At 66.6% G+C, this 25,249-nt stretch carries 17 protein-coding genes; 10 read left to right on the top strand and 7 right to left on the bottom strand.

The features are described 5' to 3' along the window. Positions 1 to 236 precede the first annotated feature (236 nt). Together leuS and RYH79_RS17970 are read left to right on the top strand one after the other, a co-directional pair. Complete coding sequence (gene leuS, locus RYH79_RS17975; RefSeq protein ID WP_370901783.1) at positions 237 to 2,903, top strand: leucine--tRNA ligase; 2,667 nt, start codon at positions 237 to 239, stop codon at positions 2,901 to 2,903. Between the two features lie 5 nt (positions 2,904 to 2,908). Then, positions 2,909 to 4,183, top strand: a complete 1,275-nt coding sequence (locus RYH79_RS17970; RefSeq protein ID WP_370901782.1) for an MFS transporter — start codon at positions 2,909 to 2,911, stop codon at positions 4,181 to 4,183. 35 nt (positions 4,184 to 4,218) lie between these two features. Here RYH79_RS17970 and RYH79_RS17965 read toward each other — a convergent pair whose 3' ends face one another. Continuing rightward, complete coding sequence (locus RYH79_RS17965) at positions 4,219 to 4,911, bottom strand: DUF2268 domain-containing putative Zn-dependent protease (RefSeq protein ID WP_370901781.1); 693 nt, start codon at positions 4,909 to 4,911, stop codon at positions 4,219 to 4,221. Positions 4,912 to 4,968: 57 nt separating this feature from the next. Here RYH79_RS17965 and RYH79_RS17960 point away from each other — a divergent pair, with 57 nt between their 5' ends. The 3 genes from RYH79_RS17960 (at position 4,969) to RYH79_RS17950 (ending at position 10,120) form a co-directional block, all read left to right on the top strand. Continuing rightward, positions 4,969 to 7,827: a DUF4135 domain-containing protein gene (locus RYH79_RS17960; protein WP_370901780.1), complete on the top strand. Its 2,859-nt coding sequence runs from the start codon at positions 4,969 to 4,971 to the stop codon at positions 7,825 to 7,827. A 291-nt stretch (positions 7,828 to 8,118) separates the two neighbouring features. After that, positions 8,119 to 8,859, top strand: a complete 741-nt coding sequence (locus tag RYH79_RS17955) for a TOMM precursor leader peptide-binding protein (protein ID WP_370901779.1) — start codon at positions 8,119 to 8,121, stop codon at positions 8,857 to 8,859. Continuing rightward, on the top strand, positions 8,852 to 10,120 hold the full coding sequence (locus tag RYH79_RS17950) for a YcaO-like family protein (RefSeq protein WP_370901778.1): 1,269 nt from the start codon (positions 8,852 to 8,854) through the stop codon (positions 10,118 to 10,120). Before RYH79_RS17955 ends, RYH79_RS17950 begins: the two co-directional genes overlap by 8 nt. A 20-nt stretch (positions 10,121 to 10,140) precedes the next feature. On the opposite strand, the gene RYH79_RS17945 is transcribed toward RYH79_RS17950, so the two are convergent. Further along, complete coding sequence (locus RYH79_RS17945) at positions 10,141 to 11,358, bottom strand: sensor histidine kinase (RefSeq protein WP_370901777.1); 1,218 nt, start codon at positions 11,356 to 11,358, stop codon at positions 10,141 to 10,143. Between the two features lie 860 nt (positions 11,359 to 12,218). Here RYH79_RS17945 and RYH79_RS17940 point away from each other — a divergent pair. Then, entirely contained in the window at positions 12,219 to 12,437 is a 219-nt protein-coding gene (locus tag RYH79_RS17940; RefSeq protein ID WP_370901776.1) for a hypothetical protein, read from the top strand. Positions 12,438 to 12,499: 62 nt separating this feature from the next. Next, the gene (locus tag RYH79_RS17935) at positions 12,500 to 13,219 is read left to right on the top strand and encodes a hypothetical protein (RefSeq protein WP_370901775.1); all 720 of its coding nucleotides are present in this window, start codon (positions 12,500 to 12,502) and stop codon (positions 13,217 to 13,219) included. Between the two features lie 412 nt (positions 13,220 to 13,631). Here RYH79_RS17935 and RYH79_RS17930 read toward each other — a convergent pair whose 3' ends face one another. The 5 genes from RYH79_RS17930 to RYH79_RS17910 form a co-directional block, all read right to left on the bottom strand. Continuing rightward, positions 13,632 to 14,252: a hypothetical protein gene (locus RYH79_RS17930; RefSeq protein WP_370901774.1), complete on the bottom strand. Its 621-nt coding sequence runs from the start codon at positions 14,250 to 14,252 to the stop codon at positions 13,632 to 13,634. 47 nt (positions 14,253 to 14,299) lie between these two features. Then, positions 14,300 to 15,229, bottom strand: coding sequence for an AAA family ATPase (locus RYH79_RS17925; protein ID WP_370901773.1), 930 nt, complete (start codon positions 15,227 to 15,229; stop codon positions 14,300 to 14,302). 49 nt (positions 15,230 to 15,278) lie between these two features. Beyond that, positions 15,279 to 17,366, bottom strand: a complete 2,088-nt coding sequence (locus tag RYH79_RS17920) for a hypothetical protein (protein ID WP_370901772.1) — start codon at positions 17,364 to 17,366, stop codon at positions 15,279 to 15,281. A 228-nt stretch (positions 17,367 to 17,594) separates the two neighbouring features. Next, positions 17,595 to 18,362 (bottom strand): bacteriorhodopsin, encoded by a 768-nt coding sequence (locus RYH79_RS17915; protein ID WP_370901771.1) that lies wholly within the window; start codon positions 18,360 to 18,362, stop codon positions 17,595 to 17,597. A gap of 69 nt (positions 18,363 to 18,431) precedes the next feature. Further along, a complete protein-coding gene (locus tag RYH79_RS17910) occupies positions 18,432 to 20,759 on the bottom strand; it encodes a methyl-accepting chemotaxis protein (protein WP_370901770.1) in 2,328 nt (775 codons plus the stop codon). Between the two features lie 173 nt (positions 20,760 to 20,932). Between RYH79_RS17910 and RYH79_RS17905 the strand changes: the two genes are divergently transcribed. The 3 genes from RYH79_RS17905 (at position 20,933) to RYH79_RS17895 (ending at position 25,249) form a co-directional block, all read left to right on the top strand. Next, the gene (locus RYH79_RS17905; protein ID WP_370901769.1) at positions 20,933 to 21,331 is read left to right on the top strand and encodes a CBS domain-containing protein; all 399 of its coding nucleotides are present in this window, start codon (positions 20,933 to 20,935) and stop codon (positions 21,329 to 21,331) included. A 196-nt stretch (positions 21,332 to 21,527) separates the two neighbouring features. Continuing rightward, entirely contained in the window at positions 21,528 to 24,326 is a 2,799-nt protein-coding gene (locus RYH79_RS17900) for a hypothetical protein (RefSeq protein WP_370901768.1), read from the top strand. Next, positions 24,323 to 25,249 carry a hypothetical protein gene (locus tag RYH79_RS17895; RefSeq protein ID WP_370901767.1) on the top strand — a complete coding sequence of 309 codons (927 nt, stop codon included), beginning with the start codon at positions 24,323 to 24,325 and terminating at the stop codon, positions 25,247 to 25,249. Before RYH79_RS17900 ends, RYH79_RS17895 begins: the two co-directional genes overlap by 4 nt.

The raw sequence follows: 25,249 nt of genomic DNA, 5'->3' as shown, positions 1-25,249 counted from the left end.
CTGCTGTTGTCCGTCACCAGTCCGCCGTGCCGAGAGGCTCGTGTCGCTGCCATATCTGTAACTATTTGACATCTCGTATCAACTTTTTTCCTCTGCTCTGAACAATCACCAACACTGAGACGAAACCGACCCTGCCGGGTGCGGGTGGTCTCGCCTCGTCGTGACACAGCACCGTCGGGGACTCCCACCGGTGGAACAGAAGATTATAAAAATGAACGTAGAGTAGATGTGTCACTGTGGCCAACGACAAAAACGACAGCCGGGCGTTCGACCACCGAGAGGTAGAGACAGAGTGGCAACGAGCCTGGGAGACGGCATCAGCGTTCACTGTCCCGGACGACATCGACGATCCGGCGTACGTGTTGGCGATGTTCCCGTACACCTCCGGGAACCTCCACATGGGTCACGTCAGGAACTACACGATCACCGACTCGTACGCTCGGTTCGAGCGGCTGCGAGGGGAAGCAGTGCTCCACCCGATGGGGTGGGATGCGTTCGGACTCCCGGCGGAGAACGCGGCCGAAGAACGCGACACGGATCCACGGAGCTTCACCGAGTCGTGTATCGACTCGATGCGCGAACAGCTCCAGCGGATGGGGTTCGGCTACGACTGGGACCGCGAGGTGAAGACGTGTAACCCGGAGTACTACCGGTGGAACCAGTGGCTTTTCCGGCGGTTCTGGGACGCTGGGCTGGTCGAGCGTCAGGAGACGGAGCTGAACTGGTGTGACTCCTGTGAGACCGTCCTGGCGGACGAACAGGTAGAGGGCGACGACGAGCGGTGTTGGCGGTGTGATACGCCGATCCGACAGCGAGAGCTCGGACAGTGGTTCTTCACCATCACCGACTACGCCGACGAACTACTCGCGGAGTTGGATCGGCTGGACAACTGGCCGGCGAACGTCCGGGAGATGCAACGCAACTGGATCGGTCGACAGACGGGCCACATCCTCGGTCTCGACACCGAACACCCGGACGGGGAGACGACAGTAGACGTGTTTACGACGCGGCTGGACACGCTGTATGGCGCGACGTTCGTCGTCCTCTCGCCGGGCCACCCGTTGGCCGAGCGGCTGGGCGAGGCGGACGAGGCCGTCGCCGACTACTGCGACCGTGCGGCTGCGAGCGACGACGGGCTCGCACAGACCAGCGGGGTCGAGACCGACGCGCGGGCGATCAACCCCGCGACCGGTGAGGAGCTGCCCGTGTACGTCGCGGACTACGTCTTGGACGATGTCGGGACGGGTGCGATCTTCGCCGTCCCGGCGCACGACGAACGCGATCACGCCTTCGCCGAGGCCCACGATGTTCCGATCAGACGGGTCGTCGTGCCCGACAACGGCGAGAGGGACGACGCCGACGACGAGGTGTTCACCGACGACGGTGTGCTCGTCGACTCGGGAGAGTACGACGGGACGGACAGCGAGACGGCCCGCGAGCGGTTCGCGGAGGCGTTCGACGCCCGGGAACGGACGGAGTACGATCTCCGGGACTGGGCGATCTCCAGACAGCGCTACTGGGGGACACCGATCCCGTTGGTGGAGTGTGACGACTGTGGGACAGTGCCGCTGCCAGACGATCGACTCCCGGTCGAACTGCCGGAGTTCGTCCACACCGCCGGCAACCCGTTGGACGCGGCGACAGACTGGCAGGAGACGGCCTGTCCGGAGTGTGGCGGGCCAGCCGTTCGGGAGACGGACACGATGAACACGTTCGTGGACTCTTCGTGGTACTTCCTGCGGTACGTCTCCCCGGGGCTGGAGACGGCGCCGTTCGACCGCGAGCGGGCGAGCGACTGGCTGCCGGTCGACCGCTACGTTGGGGGATCGGAACACGCCGTGATGCACCTCCTGTACGCGCGGTTCTTCACGAAGGTCCTCGCGGATCTGGACCTGTTGGACGGCGTCCGCGAGCCGTTCGACCACCTCACGACCCAAGGGATGGTGTTGGGCGAGGACGGCGAGAAGATGTCGAAGAGCAAGGGGAACGGCGTCTCACCGACCGAACTCGTCGAGGAGTACGGCGCCGACACCGCCCGGACGTTCGTCAGTGAGGTGGCTCAGCCGGAGACGGAGTTCGCCTGGGACCCGGAAGGGGTCGAGAGCGCCAGGCAGTTCCTCGACGGGGTGTACAGTCTGGTGTCGTCGTTCGCCGACGGGGAGTTCGAGACGACGGACGCCGACCGGACAGTCGACGAGTCCGTCCGGCTGTCCGTGGACGCGACCGTCGAGGAGGCGGCGTCGAAGTACGAGGCGTTCAGGTTCAACCACGCCGTCCGGGCGGTCAGACAGCTCCTGTCGCTTCTCCGGCGCTACCGGGACGCGACGACGCCCGACCACGAGACGTTCGAGCACGGGCTGACCGCGGTGCTGACGGTTCTGTCGCCGGTGGCACCGCACGTCTGCGAGGAGGCGTGGGCCACCCTAGGCAACGACGCGCTGCTGGCGACCGGGGACTGGCCGGACACGGACGTTCCCGAGGGTTACGAGACGGAGCAGGCGCTCGTCGACGCCACCCGTGACGACGTTCACAACATTCTGGACACGGTCGGGATCGACAACCCCGAGCGGATCAATCTCACTGTCGCGCCGACGTGGCGTCACCGCGTCTACCGCCTCGCGCGCGAGGCGGACGACGACATCGTCGGAACGGTGATGGCCGACGAAGACCTCCGAGCAGTCGGATCGGCGGCAGCCGACTACGCCAAACAGCTCGCGCCGGAGGCAAATGCGCTTGAGCCACAGCTGTCGTCGGAACGGGAGCACGAGGCGTTGGAGCGCGCCCGGTGGCTGTTGGAAGACGAGTTCGACGCGACAGTGGCCGTGTCGACTCCGGACGATCCGACCGCGACGGACGCCGAGCCCGGCCGACCGGCAATTGACATCACGCCCGCAGACTCGTGACGGCCGTGGACGACGAGACCGACGGGAGTCTGTGGCGAAACGTCGGGTTCCGGCGGTTGTTCACCGGACGACTGGCGACGAACGCCGGCGACAGCGCGTACCTGATTGCCGCTCTGTGGCTCGTGTTCGACCTCACGGGGTCGTCACTGTACACCGGTGTCGCTGGCTTCCTGATTCGGGGGCCGCGGGTCCTGCGGGTTCTCGCTGGACCAGTCGTCGACCGGCGCCCCCCGCACCAGATCCTGGTGTGGGCCCAACTGCTCCAAGGTGCGTTGGTCGCCGTTCTGGCGGGAACGGCGTTGCTGGGTGAGCTGTCCGTGTGGCTGTTGTTGGCCGTGCTCCCGTTCGTGTCCGGGATCGAACAGTTCGTCTCCCCCGCGGAGAAGGCGGTGCTCCCGCGTCTCGTCGACGACGAGCGACTAGTTCGTGCGAACTCGCTGCTGTCGCTGGCCAAGAGTGGGACAGATGTCGCGTTCCAGGCGGGAAGTGGCGTCGTGCTCGCGGTGGTCGGAGCGGCGAGTCTGTTCGTCTTCGACGCCGCGACGTTCGTGCTGGCGGCGGTGCTGTTCGCCGGAGTGACGGTCACGTCGGACACGGACGACGACACCGATCCAGCGGAGACCGGCGACTCGTTGGGCGACGACGGCTCGTCGTACGGCGACCGGCTTCGAGCAGGCGTCGGCTACATCCGGGGCTCACGGCTCGTTCCGTTCCTGCTCGGAGCGGCAGCAGTCAACTTCGGATCGGGGGCGATGACAGCAGTGTTGCCGGAACTGGGGGCAGCGCTGGGGTCTGCGAGCGCCTTCGGAACCCTGATGGCCGCCCTCGCGGCCTCGACACTAGTGGGGTCGGTGTCTGCGACGGTGTTCGAGGACGTTCCTTACGGGACAGTTGGCGTCGCGGCGTTTCTCATCAGCGGGCTGTCACTCGCTGGCGCCGTCGCAGTGTCCGGACTCGTCGGGACTGCCGGGCTGTTGTTCCTCGCTTTCGTTCCCGTCGGCGTGTTCAACATCCTGTTCTTCTCCGTGATCCAGTCTGCGGCCGACACCGAGTTCGTCGGGCGCGTGTCGGCGACGGTGTCCAGTCTGACAGCAGCGACGTTCCCGCTCGGGAGTCTCGTCGGCGGCGCTGCCGCCGCCGTCGTTGGCGTCGACACGCTGCTTTACGGCTACGCAGGACTGTTGCTCCTGTTCGGGGTGGGCTGTCTGGTCGACAAGGGGATCCGGACGCTCCCGCCGGTCACAGAGGCAGACGCCGAGACGCTGGGGTTCGGCGGGTGATGCTGGAGTCGACGCAGCAACTACCGTCGTGTCGCCTACGGCGGGAACGTCGTCTCCTCGAAGAACCGGTGTGTCGGTGTTGACAGCGCCGTCGACCACGGGTGCTCGCTCGTGAGTCCACTCCTGGCGACGACCTCGTGTGCGAGAACGTAGCCTGCGCCGGGGACGAACACGTCGTTGTCGTCGAAGCTGCCGTACAGAACTCGCCGGTGGACCGCTGGATCTCGGCTCTCGATACGGTCCACGACTGCCTGGAGCAGTCGCTCGGCGTCGGCGACAGTCGCCCACTCCGTCTGTGGCGGCTGCTGATCCGTGATGGCAGCCTCGAAGCACTGTGCGAGCCCCTCGTCGACGAGCCGGTCGGCCAGCCGACTGGTACTGACGTGCCGGCGGGCGTGAGCGTACTCGTGTGCGACGGCGTTCGCCAGCGCCTCGCGGTGGCCGTCGACCGCCGTGTCGACGTAGATCCACACGCCGTCGTCGGTCGTCGCTCCACCGACACCCGACAGCCGTTCTCGAAACAGCGTCTGAATGCGCTGGCGTCGTGTCTCGCTCCCGACGACGTGGTCGTGATTGGCGAGCGCCGACAACGGAAAGAGCCTGACGACGGGTCTCTCCGCCGGTGGCGCGGTCTCGATACACGCCATCAGCGTCTGCCTGACGGTGTCCGTCAGTGACGCGAGCTCCGCTTCGGTCGCCACTTCGAGTTCGAATTCGTCTCCAGCCACGACAACTGTACGTCGTGTGCCCAAAGATAAAAGAGTGCGTGAGGGATTTTACAGACAGTGACGTGCGACGACAGCGGCGACAGTACAGCGCTCGACGACCCGACGGCCCGGCGGGTTGCCGGGCGCGCTCGGACACTCCACGACCGACTGACGGACACAACGACATCGGCCGTCGACGGCACCTGGACGGTTGGAGCCGAAGTCGTCGCCGACTGGGAGGCACAGTTCCGCACGGGTCGGGAGTTCGAGCGACGGCTCGACGCGCTCGGCCTCGACCGGTCCACCTGTGTCGAACTCGTCGCTCACGACCGGCTGTCGGCAGACGCGACGCTCCCGCCGTGGGTCGACCGGCTGCGAGCGATGCTGTCCGGTCTGACGGAGCCATCGAGAGTCGAGAGACGGACAGGACCGTTCACGGAACTCGCGGCGGCCGTCGCGGCCTATGCCGCCGATCAGCTAGATGACGACGACACGGCGGGACTGGCGTCCGGCGCGGTCGATCGGCTCCAGCGGTGGCTCCGGGAGCGGATTGAACGCTGGCTGTGGCAGCCGCCGTTGGCGTCGTTCCGTGAGAACGTGTCGGACGACGACGATCCGTCGACAGTGCGGCCGGCGTTCCTCTCTTTTCTGTTCGACGGCGGGTTCGCCCGGCTCTGCGTCGAGTACCCCGTCTACGCCAGGCTGCTCGTCGCACACGTCGACGACTGGCTGGCAACGGTGCGGCGGGTCGCCAGACGGGTCCGTACGGATCGCAATCGCCTCGCAGACACGTTCGGGACGGGGCCTCTGGAGACCGTGACGGCAGTTGAGCCACTAGACGACGCCGAGACTGGCAACGGCGGTGCGACACTTCGGGTGACGTTCGACGACCGACTCTCGGTCGCGTACAAGCCGCGTCCCGTCGACGCAGACGCGACGTTCTACCACACCGTCGATCGAGTGTTCGGGGCAGTCGGGTGGTCGGCCAGAACACCGGCCGTGCTCGACTGCGGGACACACGGCTGGGTGGAGTGGATCGACGCAGAGCCGTGTGCCGACCGGGCGGCCGTACGGCGGTACTACAGGCGTGTCGGTGGGCTGGCGTGTATCGCCTACCTACTTGGATCGCGTGACCTCACCGTCACGAACGTGGTTGCAGCCGGCGAACACCCGGTCGTGATCGACGCCGAAACTGCCGTCGCGCCGGCGGTCGAGCCGCGGCGTCGGCCGACGCCGACGGGGGTAACGGGGCTGTGTCACCGATCAGTGTTGTCGACGCTCCTGATTCCGTACTGCACTGGACACCCGTACGAGTCGGCGGACGACACGGTCGTCCAGACGGCTGGCGTACTGAGCGTGGAGACGACGGGGCGACTCAACGACACTCGGCCGACGTTCGATCGACTCGGCACGGGCGAAGTGATCGTCGGACGGACTCGGCGGTCGGTGTCGACGGCTCACGCGGCGCCAGTCGTCGACGGAGAGCCGCAGTCGGTGGAGCCGTACGTGTCGGCCGTCGTCGAGGGATTCCGCCGCGTTCACCGCGCTGTCGTCACCGACGATACGCTCGTGTCGCCAGCGGAGTTCGACGAGACGACGGTCAGATACGTCTACCGAGGGAACCAAGACCGGCTCCGCGACAGGCTCGGTCGACTCGACACGCTCGCAGACGGGGCCACCTACGGTCGAGTGGTGGACGAGCTCGCTGTTTCGCTGTCGGGTGACAGAGTCGCCGCCCCGCCGTGGGGGATCGTAGACGCAGAGCGACGGGCGATCGAACGGTTCCGGACGCCGCGGTTCGTCGCCGCCGGTGACGAGCGGGAGGTGAAGACACCGGACGGCGATTCCGTTCTCACGGCGGCTGTGAGCGGGGTCACGGCCGCACGGAGGCGAACCGAGGAGACGGACGCCGCCGACAGCCGGCGGCAGATAGAGCTGATCCGTGGCGGCGTAGGCCAGACACCCGCACCAGTCGGCCAACCCGCGGCCGATGTGGACGGAGCGGCGTCCGAGGCGGAGATCCGCTCGGCTGTCGCTCGTCAGGCCACAGTGTTGCGGACGACAGCAGTCGCCGACGGTCACGGGGGGTGGACGTGGGGCTGTCTCTCGCCTGCGTCGTCGGACGGTCGTCTCACTGTCGGGACTGTCGACGACTCGGTGGCAGTCGGACGGGCGGGTGTGGCGGCCTTCTTCGCTGCTGCTGGCTCGGTGCTCGATCGGGACACGACGACTGCGGTGCGGAAGACACTCGCTTTGTCGGTCTCGGAAACGGACGGGGCGGACAATCCAGCCGACGACGAGGCCACAGCTCGTCGGGTCGACTGCCACGACACGCTCGCAGTCGCTCGGATCGCTCGTGCGCTTGCGGTGACGGCCGACCTGATCGGTGACGGCGAGATACGCGAGGCGGCGGTCGAGTTGGCGACCACAGTCGACGCGACCGAGGTGGACACTGTCGGGGAGTCGGCTGGGGTCGCGGACGCGCTCGCAACGGTCGCCGATCTGACAGACACCGGCGGCGTTCGGGAGACAGCAGTCGAGTGTGCCGCCGAGTTAGAGACGCCGAGAACAGCGACACGACGGCGGCTGCCGCCGGTACCTGGTAGTCACGGCGTCGGAGTCGTAGCCGAGAGGTTCGGCTACTCCGGGGAGGTACCGACACCGGTCGCTGGGCCGGTGATCGATCGGACGAACACGGACGATCGCTGGACTGGCAACGCCGCCCGAGTCGCCCGAGCGCTCGCGGCCGGCGATCCGGCACTCGCCCGCCACCGAGCCGAACAGTTGGTGTCACTCCGCCGTCGAGGTGAGTTTCGGTCTGCCGCCCGAACCGAAGCGGTGCCCGACCCGACGTTCGCGTACGGCGGCGCTGGCATCGGGTACACCCTGTGTCGCACGCTGTCGTCCGACCCGCCCCCGAGATTGTTAGTGCTATAGAATAATGTGAAATGCTCCATAAGACATATAAGGTCTATGTTCTATGTACTACACGCGATGGACTTCGAAATCGAATCCGCGGACGAGACCCGGAGCGTCGACGAGGAAGAGACAACTGACCTGCTGTGCTGCTCGGTGACGTTCAGCAACTGAGGTGACGGCCGAGTCGTCGTAGTAGCCAGCAATAAATCGCACACCCCACACCACATTACTTTGAAAGAAGCAACACAGACAGACTCGACTGTAGTCGTACCGGGGGGCAACGTCGAGCGACACGACGGCGTGCTGTTTTTGAACACTGTCAGTGGCTCGTACAGGCTCGGGAATCTCCCCGATGGGTTCGACCTCGACGCCGTCGTCGAGCGACTCGCAGACGGCTGTCGGCCGACGGCGGTCGCCGAACTCGACGAGCGAGCGGCAGACCTGTTAGAACAGCTGTTGGAGAACGGCGCCGCGGTCGCCGTCGACAGACCACCGGGCGCAGTCGACACGAACGCCGTCAGGGAGCTGGCACGCTACCACCGACAGCCGGCGAGGGTGTACGAGACAGCCGTCGACACGGTGGTCGCTGTCGTCGGTGACTGCTCGTTGGAGCCGTTACTTCGCTCGTTCGGAGTCGCCGACGTGACCGACGAGCCCGAGGCGGCCAACGTGACGGTCGGTGTCGTCCCCGAGTTCAGCGACCAGTTCGCCGCGTCGCCAGCCACCCCGTTCGTCCCCGTGTTCGACGACGAGGGGGAGGTGTGTGTCGGACCAGTGATTTCGACCCAGACCGTCTGTGACGACTGTTATCGTCGCCGTCGCGCATCGACACGAGAGAGTCCAGCCGAGTTCGAGCGGAGTCGCGGGACTCCATCCACCCTCGGTGGCCTCACCGGCGCAGCCGCCGGCCTCGCCTCCATCGCCGTGATCTGTAGTCGTCGCCCGGACGGAGGGCCGCTCGCAACACGGCAGGTCACGGTCGATCCAGTCACGCTCGAGAGTGAGACACACGGTGTCTTTCCGGTTCCGGGGTGTGAGACCTGTGATTGATCGTCTACAGTCGGAGTCCGACCCAACAGCGGCCCACGGGCTGGCGATCAGTGACCGCACGGGTATCGTCACCCGGACGGTCGAGACTGACCTCTCTCACCTGTTCGACGGCTACCTCGTCGTGCGATCAGTCGTCTCCGATCTGACGGCATTGTTCGACACGAGCAAACAGTTGACCACGGGCGGTGCAGCAGTTGAGCACAGCCGACAGCAGGCGCGTGACCGAGCGGTTGGTGAGGCACTCGAACGGTACTCTATCGAACGTCCTCCCACTGAAACCGTCGTCGGTACGGCCGAGACGGTCGACGGAGCACTCTGGTGGGAGCCACACACGGACGCCCAGTACGACGACAGTGCACTGTTCAGTTGCCGGCCCACACCGAACGACGAGCGGGAGTGGATCGGCGTCACTCACATCCGAGACGGGACCACACGTCGGGTCCCTGCGAGCACTGTCTACCTCGGAGCCTCCGGGTACGGCCCACTGAAGGAGGCGACGAGCACCGGAGCGGCCTGCCACACGACGCTCCCGCGAGCAGTTCTCGGTGGACTTCTGGAGGCGATCGAACGTGACGCCGCGGCCATCTCGTTGCTCAACGGGCTCCCAAGACAGCGACTCTCGACCCGGGTCGTCGCCGACGCTGCCCCCGCCCGGTTCGCGGCGTTGTCGGACGCCGGATTGAACGTCACCGTCGTCGATGTCACTTCCGACCTCCCTGTGCCGTCGTACTTCGCGTTCGCAACCGACGGCACCTGGCTCAGTGTCGGCGGCAGCTGTCACCCGTTGGCCGAAACCGCCGTCTCGGAGGCGCTCGAAGAGGTGATGCACACCTACTACAGCCTGCGGGAGGTGTACGACGTCGAGCCGGACGACGTGGCCGACCCGACAGCACTCGAAAGATTGAATCACCACCTGATGTACTACCAGGGCGACCGCCGACGGATTCTCCTCGACCGCGTGCCCGACGAGACGGTGTCGCTCCGTTCTGACCTCTGTCACCGGGACGCCACGACACCAGAGTTGCTCGCAAGTGTCGTCGACTGCCTCGACGACGCGGGCATCGACACGTACTTCCACGAGACGACATCTGGAGACCTCCGTGAGATCGGGGTGAGGACTGCTGCCGTCGTCGCGCCGGAGTTGGTCGACATCAACGCTCGGTACAACGCCAGACAGCTCGGCTGCGATCGGCTGTACACCGTTCCAGAGCGGCTCAGCTACGAGGCGGGGCTCGTCGACGAGCCCCATCCGATACCGTGATCCGTTGTGCAGCAGATCACTCACTTCGCCGTGTCGTCGCCGGCGTCGACCACCGCGACGGAGTCGTCCGTGAGGGCAGTGTCACCGGTGTCGGTGCCTCTGAGGGCACCGTCGGCGTCGAAGCTGTCGGCGGCGTCGGCACGGGGGAGCGTCACCTCGAACACGGTGCCGTCCGGACCGGTCTCGACCAGTTCCACGCTGCCGCCAGTCTGCTCGCACAACACGTCGACGAGGTAGAGCCCGTAGCCGTGGTCGCCGGTGCCGCTCGCGGGGCGCTCGAACAGTCCCTCGCGGTCGTGGTCGGCGATTCCCGGACCGTCGTCCGCGACGCGGAGCCGAGCGTAGTCGCCGTCGACACTCCCGGACAGCCGGACGTGTGGCGCCTCTCCCCCGTGTCTCACCGCGTTCTCCAGGAGGTTCCCCACAATCGGGCCGATCGTGTTGTCGCCGTAGACGGTCGTCTCCTCGGGAACGTCGACCGTCACCGTCGCGTCCGGCACCAGATCCGCCGCCTTCGTCGCCTCCGTCCGGACGGCGTCTGCGAGGTCCGTCGCCTCTGGGGTGCCGTCGGCGTCCAGCGACTCTACGACGGTCCGGACTTCCCGTACGACGGTCTGGAGCTCCTCGCTTCGCCGGAGGATCGGATCGACGTGTCGGTCGGGAGCGTCGTCGCTCTCGGCCAACAGTTGGGCGTTGCCCTGGACGACGTTGACACCGTTGAGCACCTCGTGCCGGAGGAGACTGTTGACGTAGTCGACGAGGTCACGCTGTCGGGCGGCGTGCTCCGCCCGGAGCCGTGCCTGCTCGGCCGCGACCGCCTGCGTCACCGCCCGCGCCTCCATCACCCCGACGACGAGTCCCGTCCCGAAGCCGAACGCGACCGCCCCTCGAATCCACGCGATCACCACCCAAGTGCTCGTGAACCCCAAGACGGCCATCGTGAGGAGGTTGGCGACCGTCCACAGCCCCGAGGCCGCGACGCACCACCCCAGAATGCGGCGATTCCGCGCGGGGGGAAACGGCTCGTCGGCGAGGTACCACGCGCCGTACGCGATCGTCACGACGAACGGGAGTGTGATCCCGAAGCTGACGAGGTACGCCGGCGTCAACAGCATGCCACCCGTCCCCGAGGCAATCCGATTGACTGCCTCTACGACTGCGACGAGTGTCACCGCGGCGGCGACGCCCCCCAGGTACGCCGGTACTCGTTTTCCGTCGGCTGCGTGTCGAGTCCCCATCCCAATAGCCCGGTGTTGGGTTCTAACATTTCACATTTTGGGTATTTATCGGCGTGCGGTGGATGAGGCCGGGTGACGCGGGTACACAGGTAGTCACGGTGAGTGACGCGGCGACCGTCGAACTGGTCAAGACGACGCTGCTGTACGATGTACCCTCACCGACAGAGGAGAACACCCACTACGAGACTACGCCGCCGTGTAGTCACCCGGACTACGTCGCAGACCGGGAGACACGGACGATTCGGCCCGCCCAGAAACCCGGCGAGATGCCCGTCGACAGTCTCCTCCGTGACAATCACGCGATTGTCAACTTCGAGGAGGCATCGCCGCTCCCGTGGACGGACCTCGGCGGTGGACGAGCGATGTTCGCCGTGGCAGAACTGGGCGCTGGCGTCGAGCCGGCTGCCGCGTACGTGCTCGACGAGCCTATTCCCGTCCCTGAACTGTCGGCACGACTGTCGGGTGGTGAGGCAGTCGTCCGCGTTGATGATCGAGAGGTCACCGTCGGCAGAGTCTCGACAGCGCCACGCTTCCGGCACAGACGCTCCGGCTCTGGGAGACGATTGTGCTCGACAGAACCGTCGACGCGTCGGACGTTCCGGAACACCTCCGTGCCCGCCGGACGCGAGAACGAACCCGAGACCGATCCGTCCGCCCCGAGCTACACGTTCACCACCGTGGCAGATTCACCGTCGAGGGAGTCTGAGACGGCACACCGACGAGTTCGGCGACGGAGATCGATCACGGCTGCTGCCCCGAGACGACGCCGGGAAGTCAGCGCGGCGGGACGCCACCCGTGTCACCGCCGACGACACGCTGCCGCAGGATTTTTGACCGAAATCGCCGTACGTGGGCTCGAAATGTCGGAGTACCCGGAGCCGAGCACGGCCGAGACGCTCGTGTACGTTCTCGTTGCCTACTACCTCGTCGCCGCCGTCGCAAACACGCTCGGGTGGTCGCTGTCGCCGCTCGTTACGCTCGGACTGTCGATGGCGACGGTGTTCGCCGCCATCGCCGGCCGACTCCCGAGCCGCTGGGCAGCCGTGGAGCGAGAGATTCTGGGCGCGATCCGGGAGTGAATCACCGAGCGCGAGCGAGACTCGTCGAGAGTCTTTTTATTACGGGCGTGAGATTGCACACTGTGTCGGACGTATCGACTCGGCTGACCGAACTGTTCGAGTCGTCACCGTCGAAGCTGTGCGACTGGGAGCCGCCAGACCACCCCACCGAGTCGACGCTCGTGCGTGGCCTCGCACAGCGGCTCCGCGACCGCGAGGTGTGGGCGCGTCAGGAGGTGAACCTCTGGGAGCTCGTCAGGGTGTCGTACGGGCGGGCGCGTCCGGACGAGATAGCCGAGCAGTTCGGCCACTTGTTGCAGCCGGACGTCGACCTGTTGTACTGTGAGACGGCCGACGGGAGCCGTGAGAGCCCGCTCGCGGCAGCCGAGGTGAAGTACTTCTCGGCACAGACCGGTGACGGCGGTGTGATGCCGAAGCTCGCCGACGGCGACGGATTCTACGCCGGGCTCGGACAGGCGATGTCGTTGCTGTCGATGGGCGTCAGCTACGTCACGCTCGTCCACTTCGTCCACTTCCACCCGGAACTGTGGAGCGACCGAGACGACTCTGAACACCTGGCTGCACACCACGAGGTGACACAGACGTACGCCGACAACGTCTGTCAGCTGATCGACGCCTTCGACCTCCCGATCGGCTACGTCGCCGCCGGCGTCCGTCCGGCGACCGACTCCGTCGCCGCCTACCCCGTCGTCTGCGGCGCGCCGGACCGGAGCCCGTTCGTCGACACGGAGCGATCCCGACTGATTCGCGGGCTGTTCGCGGAGTCGTTCAACGTCGTCTGATCGGGTCCGTGGTGGTGGGTCCGGCCACTCCGGCGGGGGGTTCGCTCGACGCCACGACGCTCGGCTCGTGGTCGTGACTGGCCGACGTGTCAGTCATCAGCACGACGGCCGTGGCGGAGAGAGTGGTGGATGTGCGGCCGGGGAGTCTTCGCACTCCAGTAGTCGGTGGGTGTTGCGTAGTCTCTCCGTCGAGGTCTACACGGGAGTGTTACCTACCGAAGGAATCCACAACGAGAACCGGGCCAGAGTACTTCCCGGGCGGCCCCCGGCCCGAGAGCGACGGCGTTCTCGACCGCCTGTCAGAGCCGTCCGGTCCAGCAGCCCGAAGTCGAGAGCCCGCTCGCCAACCCACACACTGGATCGGGGTCGACGGCTGGGCACCGAGAACTCTGTCCGGGGTACGACGGCACAGTCACTCGAACTGACAGAGCACCGCCGCGAGCGCCGGGAGACACTCGCCGATCTCGTGTCGGTTCGCCTCGCGTACGAGTTTGTCGTCGGAACAGTCGAGGATCCCGTCGATCCGTTGCTTCAGGTCGTCACGGTCGTCGACACCGTCGTAGAGGCTCCTCTGGGAGATGTCGCGCCGACGCTGGAGCAACGCGGCGATTCCGTCCTCGAAGCAGTCGAACCGGTCGCCTACGACCGCAGCGTACACCGTCACCCGAGTCGAGCCGACGGACAGAGAGAACTCGTACGCGCCGTCGCCGAGTGTCGTCGTCGTCTCCACGTTCCAGTTGAGATCCCGGAACTTCGTCGTCAGCTCCGTCTTGGGGTTCTCGCGGAAGTGCTCGGCGTCTACGACGAATACCACATCGTCGTAGTGCTTGAGCCGCCCGCGGAGACCGTCGATCACCTTCGTTCCGGTCGCCCCCCCAGGGTCCGTCCCCCGTTTCTTGCTGCCAACTATCCGTAACGCACCCTGCTCGATCTCGCCCCCGTTCGACGACGGACAGAACAACACCTGATCGTCGTCGTACTTCGGCGCGACGGCAGCCAATCGTCGGCTTTCCGCCTGCCCGTCACCGGTCACGACGAGCCTGGAGAGGTCATCGGCTTCAGTGGCGTCTCGAACGAATCTCATCCGTCGACGGGGAGGTACCGCGGGTCGTGGCCCGCGTTCTCGATCGTTCGCCGGAGTTGTTCGCGGTCGAATTCGCGGACGCGGAGCCGTCCGTCGTCGGTCGCCACGCTGAGGAACTGCATCTCGTCGGCATCCGCCTGGAGCGCGGCGGTGACGACATCCAGACTGTGTGTCGACACGACCGCCTGTGTCGGGCTGTCGACGAGCCACTGGATCAGATTCTCCGTCAGCGTCGGGTGGAGAGACGACTCTAGGTCGTCCCACAGCGTCAACGTTGGTTCTAACAGTTCGACGGCCGTGTACACCGGGATGGTCTTCACCACACCGCGCCCCAGATCGTCTAGGTCCAGCATGAACGGTGTGCCGTCCGCGGGCGCCTTCCGGATCTCCCCGCGGTCGAACAACACCTCGGTGAACCGCTCGTCGACGCTCTCGCCGACGAACTCCGCGACCGCCGCGTGAATCCCCGCCGTCTGGATCTCTTCGAATCGCTCGGCCAGCGCGTCCGTGTGTCTGGCCTGTGGCGTCTCCGTGTCGAACAGGAGTGAGAAGGGCTCGCCGACAATACCGAACTGGTCGTCCGTCTCTGGCGTTATCCTGCGGTCGCGGCCGTCGATAGTCGATTCAATGCCGCCAGACTTGACGATTGCTTCCATCTCACTCTCGTCGACTGTCGCGTTTATTCTAGACTCCCCGGTGTACTGGTGGGCAAGGTGCCGGCCGTGTGCGCCAGCGATGCGGGTGTACCTCATTTCCTGCAACACCGGATCCGTGTCCCCAGCGAGGAGATAAAGCGCCTCCAACAGCGAGGTCTTGCCGGCGTTGTTTCGCCCGATCAGGATTGTCGGATCCCCGAGCGGAACGGGCTCGGCACACTCCGCAATCCCCCTGAAGTTCTCGACCGAGAGTTCCGTGACCGTGGGCACAGTACGAGTCGTGCGGTATTGGATAAAGTAGTTCGTGTTACGACTGGCTTCAGGGATCGTCGAAGTGGAACGAGGTTAACGGACCGTCGAGCGACTCTCCGCACGCGCACTCGAACGAGACCACGCCGTCGTCGTCAGTCACACGCACTGCTCCGTCACCACAGGCGGGACAGGTCCGTTCGTAGCTCGCGGGCGGGTACGCTTCCCGGGCATCGACCGTCACCCGCGGGAGCGCGTCGAGTCCGTCTGGGACGAACGACGCCGACGGGTCGAACCGCTCGCGGACGAGTCGACGCAGACGGTGTTCCACCGTCGGCGAAAGCGTCTCGTCGGCGGCGAGTGTCACGTTCGCCCCCGTGACGACGCGGTACTGACGGCGCGCGAAGTCGGCGATCGCTTCGGTCCGGTTCCGGATCTCCGGGGGACCCCACGCACGGCCGTCCGTCGACGCCGGCGACGGGAGGGCTCGCACGAGCGGCGACTTGTCGACTCCCTGGTAGTACCGGGAGTGTTTCAGGTCGTACGGGAGCGAGTCGGTCGGTGTCTCCGTGGCCGGGAAGAGAACGAAGTTGCCCAACTGGCGGCGTGTGGCGCGGTAGCGTTGTGCCTCGTCGACCGGAAGCTCGGCGGCGGTGCGCTCCCACACCTGATCGAGTTCGCGGTCGTCCGGCGACTCTCGACCGACGCGGTCGTCGTCGAGTTCGTGTCGCTCGTACGATGCCAACAGGGCGGCGAGGGTGTCGTCGTCGACGCCGAGCCAGCCGTCGGCGGCGCGTGTTCCCTCGCGCACGTTCTCACGGCTCAGCGCTTGCTCGAACGCGGCGTCGGGAGCGACGCGCCCGACGGCACTCTGGAGTCGCCACCAAGCTCGCTCGTAGCCCGCCACCGGCGAGTTGGGAATCTCGAACGGCGGGTCGCGGTCGGCGCTCCGGTACTCCTCTGCGCGGCCGGCCCAGACGAGTTCGAACGCCCCCCGGCGACGACGCGACTCGACGGCCTCGGGGACGGTACCGTCGCCGCGGACCCACTTCGCCCGGAGGAGCGTCGTCTGTAAGAGATCGAGGAGGTCGAGCACTCGGTCGCTAGCGTCGAACCTCACTGCCGCCGCAAGCGCGAGGGGCGACGTGGCGACGCGACGGTCGGTGACAAGACGCTGGAGTCGGTCGGCCTGGACGACGGCTGAGTCCGACAAAAAATCCACGAGCCGCACTTGTGCCTCGTCGGGTCGGGTCACGAGTTTGCCGTGTGCTTTCGTCACTGCTCGGAGCCCGTCGAGATAGGCGGTGATCCAGTCAGCCGTCGGGTCGTCAGCTCGCTCGTTCGCGGCGTACTGCTCGCCCTGCAAGACTCGTTCGCTCACACTCCCGTCGCTGTCGGGGTCCCAGTTCGGCTCCCAGTACAGTCGCCAGTGTGCTCGGAGGAGATCATCTGACTCGACAGGACCGCCAGAGGTCGCCTGGCGTAGTTCACCGCGGACGCCTGCGACCTCCTGGACAGTCAACGAGGCGTCTGTCCGTCGGCACCGCGCCGCGAGGCCGTTTGTAACCCGTTCAGCCTCCGTCGTCGCCGTCCCGGGCCGCGTGGCGGCTGCCCGCACCGCTGTCGCTTCGGCTCGACTGTCCACGCGGTGGATCGTGACAGTTACCCCATGCAGAAGTGTGTCTTCGATACCGTAGTGGCCCTGGTCGGGGGCGATCCAGCTCCAGACTGCCTCGTACGTGTCGTCCAGACGAGTCACCATCTCTCCCGATACCGCGTGCGTGAACCAGGAACCGCCCGACGACGAATCGACGCCCCCGTGTCGAGTGATCGACGTGATGAGTGTCTCCACCGGCGGATCGCCCGTCACTATATCGAGGACCACGGCAACGACGAGGAGTCGTGCGTACCCGTCGACGACCGCGAGCCCGTCGTCCGTCTCCCGAAGCACGACCGTGCCGAGGTGGTGTTTCGGTCCATCGACACCAGGGTCACGAAGATCCCCGTCGGCGGCCTGTCGTCGCTCGTGGAGTCGGCGGAAATCGGCGAGCAGGTCTCGAACGGTCGCGGGCGTCCAGTCGTAGCCGGAGTGGCCGTCGGCTGGCCGAAGCTCGTTACGGAACAGCTCCCGCAGCCGGACCACCTCCGTGTCAGGCACGCTCGCACGTTCCCGTGTCGGACACTTGAGGCTGACCCTGGCTCTGCGTCCCGATTCGGAACAACCATGCTGCGCTACCGGGTCGAGAGTCCCGTCACGCCGAGTCCGGGTCGTGGGCGACCGTGGGCGGCTGGCAGACACGAATCGGTCCGTGCTCGGCGAGGTGCGTGAGAACACCGGCGACGACCACGACGACGGGAGGTCGGCACCGAGTGATCGTGTCGGTCCCTACGACTCGCCGGTCTCCCGGCCGCCGTCGGTCGTCAACTCCGTATCGTAGTCGTCGTCGCCCGTCAGGAGGCTGTCGAACACGCCGGCGGTGTTGGTGGCGATCAGGACGAACCCGAGCTTCGCGGCCACGTCCATGTACGTGATGAGGACGCCCGTGGTCTGTCGAGTGAGCACCTGGAGCGCCGGGGGCGACAGCACCCAGACGACCGGGTACGCGAACCAGAGGAAGCCGACGAGGTTCCGCAGCTTCGCGTAGACGGCCCACTTGTCCGCGCCGCCGCGGTCACGGACGAGCCGGTCGAGCGGACCGAACAGGTAGTAGACGAGACAGAAGTACGCGATCGTCGACAGCCCCCCGAGAACGTACACGGCGACCCCAGTCTGGAGGACGGCGACGAACCCCAGGAGGACCATCAGGAGGTCTGCGACGATCACGCCGACGACCGTCCGGCGGTCCGCCTGAGCCGCGTACGCCATGTAGCCGACCAACAACGGGGTGGTCACCGCCCAGTCGACGTACCGCAGTGTCTGGATCTGGATCCCGTTCGTGGTGATTGCGAACGTGTCGAAGCGCATACCGACGTACGCCAGTGCCGCCAGCGCCGGGATGGCGATCAGCATCGCGTACCCCGCGTCGTCGTACGGCACCGTCTCCTGGTCGTCCAACCGCCACGCCACCAGCGCGACGATGGTCCCGACCGCCAGCCCGAACGCTCCGATACTGTAGGTGATGCTCTCTGCGATGATCGACGTGTGTGCGCTCATGTCGTGTCTCCGTGTTTCGATTTCGGTGTGTCGTCTGTCGCTCGGTCAGTTCGTTCAGTGCAGTACGGTTCAGTCGTCGTCTACGGTCACCGGAGAGCCGGCGCGGCCCGTGCGGCTCGTCGTCCCGTCCCCGTCGGAGACAGTGAGATCTGCCAGCGACGCCGTCAGATCGTCGGCGTCGTCGGCGACACTGTCGGACAGCTCCGCGACCGTGCGGATGATCTCCGTCTGCTCGCTCGCGGCCGCGGCGGACTCGTCGGCGTCCGCCGCGGTGCGTTCGCTGATCTCGCGCACGTCGCGGGCGACGCTGGAGGCGGTCTGTGTCGACTCCGCCTGTTCCTCGATGGCCCGGGCGATCTCGGAGACGCTGTCGTCCGTCTGTTCGACGCTGTCGCGGATATCGTCCAACCGTCCGAGGGCGGTCTGAATCGTCTCGGACGCCTCACTCACCGTCGCGTCCGCCTCGTCGGCCGACTCGACGGCCGTCGCCGTCTGCTCGCGGATCGCCTCCAACTGTGACTCGATCTCTGCGGCCGACTCCTTCGTCTCTTCTGCGAGGCTCTTGACCTCCTCGGCGACGACGGCGAACCCGTCGCCGCCGTTCCCGCTGCCGGCGTGGGCCGCCTCGATAGTCGCGTTGACTGCCAGCATGTCCGTCTCGTCGGCGATACCGGCGATGGTCTCGACGACGGCCGTCACCTGATCGACTCGGTCGGCCAGCTCGTCGATCGCACCGACCGTGTCGTTGATGGTGGCGACCGTCTCGTCCAGTTCGGACAGCGCCCGTTCGGCCGACGACGCCCCTTCGCGGGCCGCCTCCGCAGCCGTCTGCGACACCGTCTCCACCTCGGAAGCCGTCGCCGCCACCTCCTCTGCCGTCGCCGACAGCTGGTCGATCTCCGACTCCAGGCCGGCGATCTCGTCGCGCTGCTGGCTGGCGTCCGTCTGGATGTCACTCAACTGCTCGGACATCTCACTGGAGATCGCCGTCGCCTCCTCGGTGGCGTCCGTCATGTCGCGGCTCGCCGTCGCCACGTCGTCGGCGAACGCCGACACCTCGCGCACCCGCGACTCGTACTCCGCGAGGAGTGTGTTGACCGCCTCCCCGATCCGTCGCATATCCTGGATGGCGTCTGCGTCCGTGTCGTCCGCCGACCCGGTCACGTCCACCCGAACGGTGAGGTCACCGTCCGCGGCCCGCTCTAGTTCGCTCGCGTAGTCTTCGGCGATCTCTCCGACTGCCGTCGACAGCGTCTCTGCACGCTGTCGCTCCCGTTCGGCGTCCGTCTGTGCCGACTCTGCCGCTTCGATCTTCTCTATCAGTCCCTTCCGCATCTGGTCCATGCTGTCCCGGACGACACCGAACTCGTCTGCCCGCCGGGTCGGGAACTCCACGTCGAGTTCCCCGTCCGCGACGCGGCCCGCCCGGTGCTCCAGGTCCGACGTCTGGATCACCGTCGTCGACCCGACGGTGCTCCCGAACAGGAGGAGACTCACGAGCGCGAGCAACGCCACGCCGCCGATGGCGGAGACGGCGAGACTCCCCGTGCCCGTCTGTGTCGCGCCGGCCACGACGAGCGTCCACGGCGCGTCGCCGACCGACGCTGCCGCGACGAACTGGTCGCCGCTCGCGCCGCTCGTGTCGCCCGCAGCGCTCGCGTCGCCCGCGCCGCCCGCCGTGTCGTCCACGAGGATGTCGCCGGTGACGCGCTGGACCGTCGCCCCGTCGTGGTCGGCTGCGCCGCCGTCCGCACCGTTCGTGCCGCTCGTATCGAGGTCGACCCCGGACGCGAGCGTCGCGCCGGCGGCGTCGGCGCCGACGGCCCCGACGACGGTCGTGTCGTCGACGAGGAGGGTCCGCTGTGCGTCGCCGCCGGCCGCCGGCACGGCCCGCGTCGGGTCGACGACGGTCACGATCGTTCCGTCGCCGGCGGCGTGGGCGTAGCCGACGAGCCTACGGTCACTCTGCTGGAACGACTCCGTGTACCCCTGGCCCCCGGCGGCGGCGTCCGCGACCGCGGTCGGGAGTGTCACACCGTCCGTCGACGCGACCACGTCACCGTCCGCGAGGTAGACGACCCCGACGACGCCCGGCGACGTGTCTGTCCCGTACCGCGACAACACCGCCTCGATCTCCGCCGTCGACCCCTCGGTCACCGCCGGCCGCGTCGCCAGCCTGGCTGTCTCCGCCTCGATCCCAGCGGCCCACTGCTCGACTGCCGTCGCACGGTCCGTCGCCGTCGCAGACAGCCCCGCTCGGGCGTCGGACGCTGCTGTGTCGGACACCGCCTGTGCTGCCCCCAACGAGAACCCCCCGACGAGAACCGCGATCAGTGCGAATACGACGAGCAACTTTGCCGCGTACTGTCCCCTGATACGAGCGATCAACCCCTGCATCCGTTCTGACAACGTTAGTGTACCTAGTCACTTATGACCTGTGAATACCACTTGTGATATAAACCTGTGTGAGAGGCCGTTGGCGTCCGAAACACCGTATCCGTTCGTGTGTCGTCCACACTCACTCCGGCGCCCGGTGGTGATAACTGGCTGGCGCCACAGTTCGACACACGATGTCAGAGACGACGCCAATCGAGAGTCTGATGACGACCCCGGTCGTGACCGTCTCGCCGGACGCGACCGCGAGCCACGCCGCCGCGACGCTGTTGGAAGAAGAGATCGGCTCGCTGCTGGTCACCGACGACGACGAGCTCGTCGGGGTCGTGACAGCGACCGACTTCCTGTCGGACGTTGTCGCCGGGGAGACGGACCCCGACGCGCCCGTGACGGACTACGCCACGACGGACGTCGAGACGGTCGGAGTCGACACCCCGATTGCGAGCGCCGCCGGCCGGATGGCTGCCGCCGACGTACAACACCTCCCGGTCGTCGACGGCGGTGTCGTCGGGCTCGTCTCCGCGACCGACCTCACGGCGTACCTCGCGCACGACAGCGTCGACGCCGTGGAGTGAGGCGGTCGGGAGAACTCGCCGCTGTGCTGTCGCCGCTCGACCGTCACGTCGGCGACGGCTCGGTGGCAGCGACGGGGGCTGCGGCGGGCCGACACCGACGAGCGTGTCGCCTCGACTGCGACGACATCTAGTATTCTCACCTCAGTTGCTAGATAAGCTACGAGCGCTTAATCCAGAAGCCGTCGCTCTAGCGGTCGTGACGGCAAGACGAATCTCGGAGCTGATCGAGCCGTCCGACGAGATACGCGACGAGTCGGGCGGCATCACCACGGCCGACCTCCTAGACGAGGTGAACCTGTACAACGTCTACGACGACACGGCGTCGCCGGAACGGGACGCACGGCGGATTCTCGGGATCACGTACCCGACGCGGACGTTGGAGAGGATCGTCGAGAAGACGGCCGAGAAGTTCGACCCGAGCTCCAACGTCACCGACGGCGCACACGTCGTCGGGGGCGAGTACGGCAGCGGGAAGAGCCACGTCGAACTCGCGGTGTACCACCTGCTCGACGCGCCGGCGGCCGCCCGCGACTGGCTCGACGAACACGGAATCGACGCGACGCTGCCGAGCGACACCCGGACGGCGGCGCTCCAGATGCTGAATCTCGATACCGACTACGAACGGCTCGACACCACGGTCGCCGACTACCTGGGGCTCGACGAGTTGGACGTCGACGGCGACCCCCCGGGCGCACGGGAGATCCGCGACGCCGTCGGCGACCGGCCGACTGCGATCTTCGTCGACGAGTTCGAGCGCTGGTTCGGGATGAGCAGTCGAGTCGACTACACGGCGGACAACCTGGCGTTCCTCCAGAATCTGCTCGAAGCGGCCGGGCGCGAGGACACGCCACTCACGGTCTACGTCTCGTTGTTGTTCGAAGAACCCGAGGTCACGGACGTTCTCCCACGGACGAACCCCTTCCGACACGACCTCTCACAGAGTCGTGACGAGAAGATCCGGTTCATCCTCCACCGACTCGTCGGCGAGGTAACTGACCCGGAGGGACTCACGGCGCTCGCCGAGGAGTACACGGACGTCTACAGGAACAACAAACAGGTCGAACTGTCGGACTACCAGGAGATGGAGTCGCGGGTCGAGCGGTACTACCCCTTCCACCCGACCACGCTCGACACGCTGATGGACAAGTTCGCCGAACAACAGGGGAACCAGGACGCACGCGGTCTGCTCGAACTCCTGACGAAACTCCTGGCGGACTGTTACCACGAGACGGATCTGATCCTCACCGGAGACGTCGACGTCGTCGGGTTCTCCGGGTGGTTCCGGTTCGTCGACGGCGAACTCGTCGGGAAGTACCTCAACGACTACCACAGACTGGGGGAGCCGGCGGGCGACGGCGAGGACCGGACGTTCGACGAGTACGTGGAAGAGCTGTTGAACACGGTGTTGCTCCACAGTCTCGCGCGCGGCGGCGAGGAGGGCGCGAACAGACACCGGATGTTGATGGGGACGCTCCGGAAGGGGGGAAATGCACACAAGATAGTTCAGACGTTCAAGAACCGGGTGTACGGGCACGCCTGGCACGTCTTCCGGATCAACGGCGAGTACGCGTTCGACACGGACGAGAACCCCGCGGCGCGAATCGAGAAGAAGGCGGAAGACGTCCACAGGGACGACGCGATCCACCGAGTCGAACGGCTCGTCTCCGAGGAACTGTTCGACGGCCAGAACGACGTGTTCGTTCTCGACCCGGTCAACACGGAACAGGACGTTCCGGACACCAAGCGTCTGAAGCTGGTCGTCTCGCTGTCGGCACACCGGAGCTACGACGAGCAGTTCGAGGCACTGACGACGGGCCAGGAGCGAGAGTACAGCAACACTATCGTCCTGGTGACGCCGGAGAGCGGGGGGAGCGTCGACACCAACACTGGGATCCGGGAGCTCGCACGGAAGGTGGTCGCCGGAGAGGAACTGCTGCGGCAGGAACGACGAGCGCTCCCAGAGGGGTTCGAAGACGTCCACGAACAGAACCACCAGAACCTACTCGACCGGGTGTCGGACAAGTACGGCGAGGTACACGTTCCGACGGAGCGAGGGCTGTTCCCGCAGGAACTGTCGAGCGACGGCGACTACTACGAGGCCGTCCGGGAGGTGGTCGCTCCCGGCCGTTCGGAGCTAGAGGGCGCGGTGATCGAGAACGTCGAACACGAGCAGGGGGGTGTCCAGTACCGGTTCCTCCGCAACGACTTCTACCGCTCGGAGACGCTCCCGACGCTCACAGACGAGTCCGACCTCGAAGATGCGATCGACCGGCTCTGTCGAGAGGAGCGTATCAAGGTCGGGAACTACTTCGGCGAGTCGGTCGGGAGTCTCGGGAGCGAGACCACGATCGTCCACGAGCAGTACGTCGACGACCCGGACGACGGAGGCGGAGAGACGATCACGATCGACACGACGACCCCGAGCGAGTCCGGCGGCGGGTCGACGTCGACGGGCGGGGGGTCCGGCGGCACCGTCGGCGTCTCGGGTGGGTCGCCGGAGCAGACTGCCTTCGAGTGTCCACAGTGTGGCGACCGGCTCGACGGGACGACCTGTGCGTGTGGCTTCGAGTTCGACGTCACCGACCTCGAGGACGGCACCGTCGAGGTGGAAGACGGAGACGTGGACGAACTCCTCGACGGACTCGGTGGGGCCGACGGCACGGACGACGAGCAGACTCTCGAACGGGTTCCGGCGTACGGACGGTTGGAGGCGACCGACCTGCCGACGCTGATCGACACGCTGGAACGAGAGGTGAGTGTGTCCGCCGAGGTACACCGTGCGGAGGTCGGGTACTCGGGGACGCTCTCGGCGGCGGCGGTAGAGACGCGCGGACTCGGGACCGACGGCGTCGTCGACACGGTCGAGACCGACGAGACGCTCGACATCGAGTTCGGGGAGCCCGTCGCCAGGGATCGCCTGTTCAACGAGGTGTTGCTCGGGCTGTCGACCCCCGAGGACGCGACGTTCGAAGTGACGCTGGAGGTCGAGCGGTGACCGACGACGCACTGTTCGACGCGGACGGGGTGGCGTCGTTGATCCACTCCGAATCCGTGCTCGACGGCGTGTTCGACTGTCTCGGGCGGATTTGGCGGCCGGCGTCTGCGACGAGGGAACGCGAGTTGGGCGACTCGGAGTACCGGACACGACAGTTGGAGCACCTGCTCGCCGACCAGGGTGTCGACCTGTACGACACGCTCGAGGCGGCGGCGGGCGACCACCCGATCGGGAGTCTCGACCACGGCTGCGGCGTGGTGATGGACGGACTGAGTCTCCGCGAGGGGTTCGCGCTCGAACGCGACCTCCGGGCGGACCACGACTGGACGGTGTCGCTCGACTGGGCAGGTGTCGAACGGCTGCCCTCCGAGACGAAGTTCGTCTGTCGGGCGTGGTTCGACGCACGGAGCCCGTCTGCCGTCTCCCGGGACGACTTCCGGTACGTCGGGGACACGGACGTGCCACAGCTCCCCGGGACGGACCCGGCGTTCGTCTGGACCCGCCACCCCGACCGGCGGCTCGAAGCGTCGACGAAGGGGAACTACTCCGTCGAGCGCTTCGCCGACATCTACGCGGACACGAAGGGGTTGTTGGAGCGAGTCGTCACCGAGAGCGTCCACGAGGAGTTTCTCGTCAGCTCCGACCACGGCTACGTCAACTTCGTCGGCAGGAACCCGTTCCGACTGTCTGACGACGACGAGACGGCGCTCGCGGACGCCGTCGGCGGGCGGTACACGGACGTCGAGGCGGGGTACGCCTACGATCGACTGCGAGAGGCGAACGTGATCAGACGCACCGGCGGGCGCTACGTGGTCACCGGTCACTACAGACCGACGACCCGTGGCGCGTCGAAACGAGTCGCTCACGGCGGGTTGAGCATTCCGGAGGCGCTGACGCCCGTGCTCCGGATCGACACGAGGTGA

The organism is Halobaculum sp. MBLA0143, from assembly GCF_041361465.1.
In the GTDB taxonomy this organism is placed as follows: Archaea; Halobacteriota; Halobacteria; order Halobacteriales; family Haloferacaceae; genus JAHENP01.
This window is presented reverse-complemented; position numbering and strand designations above follow the sequence as displayed.

What these genes read in the sequence shown, in the direction of transcription:
- RYH79_RS17945 (WP_370901777.1), bottom strand. Translation starts at nt 11,358, where the DNA reads ATGGGGACTCGACACGCAGCCGACGGAAAACGAGTACCGGCGTACCTG.
- RYH79_RS17940 (WP_370901776.1), top strand. Translation starts at nt 12,219, where the DNA reads ATGTCGGAGTACCCGGAGCCGAGCACGGCCGAGACGCTCGTGTACGTT.
- RYH79_RS17915 (WP_370901771.1), bottom strand. Translation starts at nt 18,362, where the DNA reads ATGAGCGCACACACGTCGATCATCGCAGAGAGCATCACCTACAGTATC.
- RYH79_RS17910 (WP_370901770.1), bottom strand. Translation starts at nt 20,759, where the DNA reads ATGCAGGGGTTGATCGCTCGTATCAGGGGACAGTACGCGGCAAAGTTG.
- RYH79_RS17905 (WP_370901769.1), top strand. Translation starts at nt 20,933, where the DNA reads ATGTCAGAGACGACGCCAATCGAGAGTCTGATGACGACCCCGGTCGTG.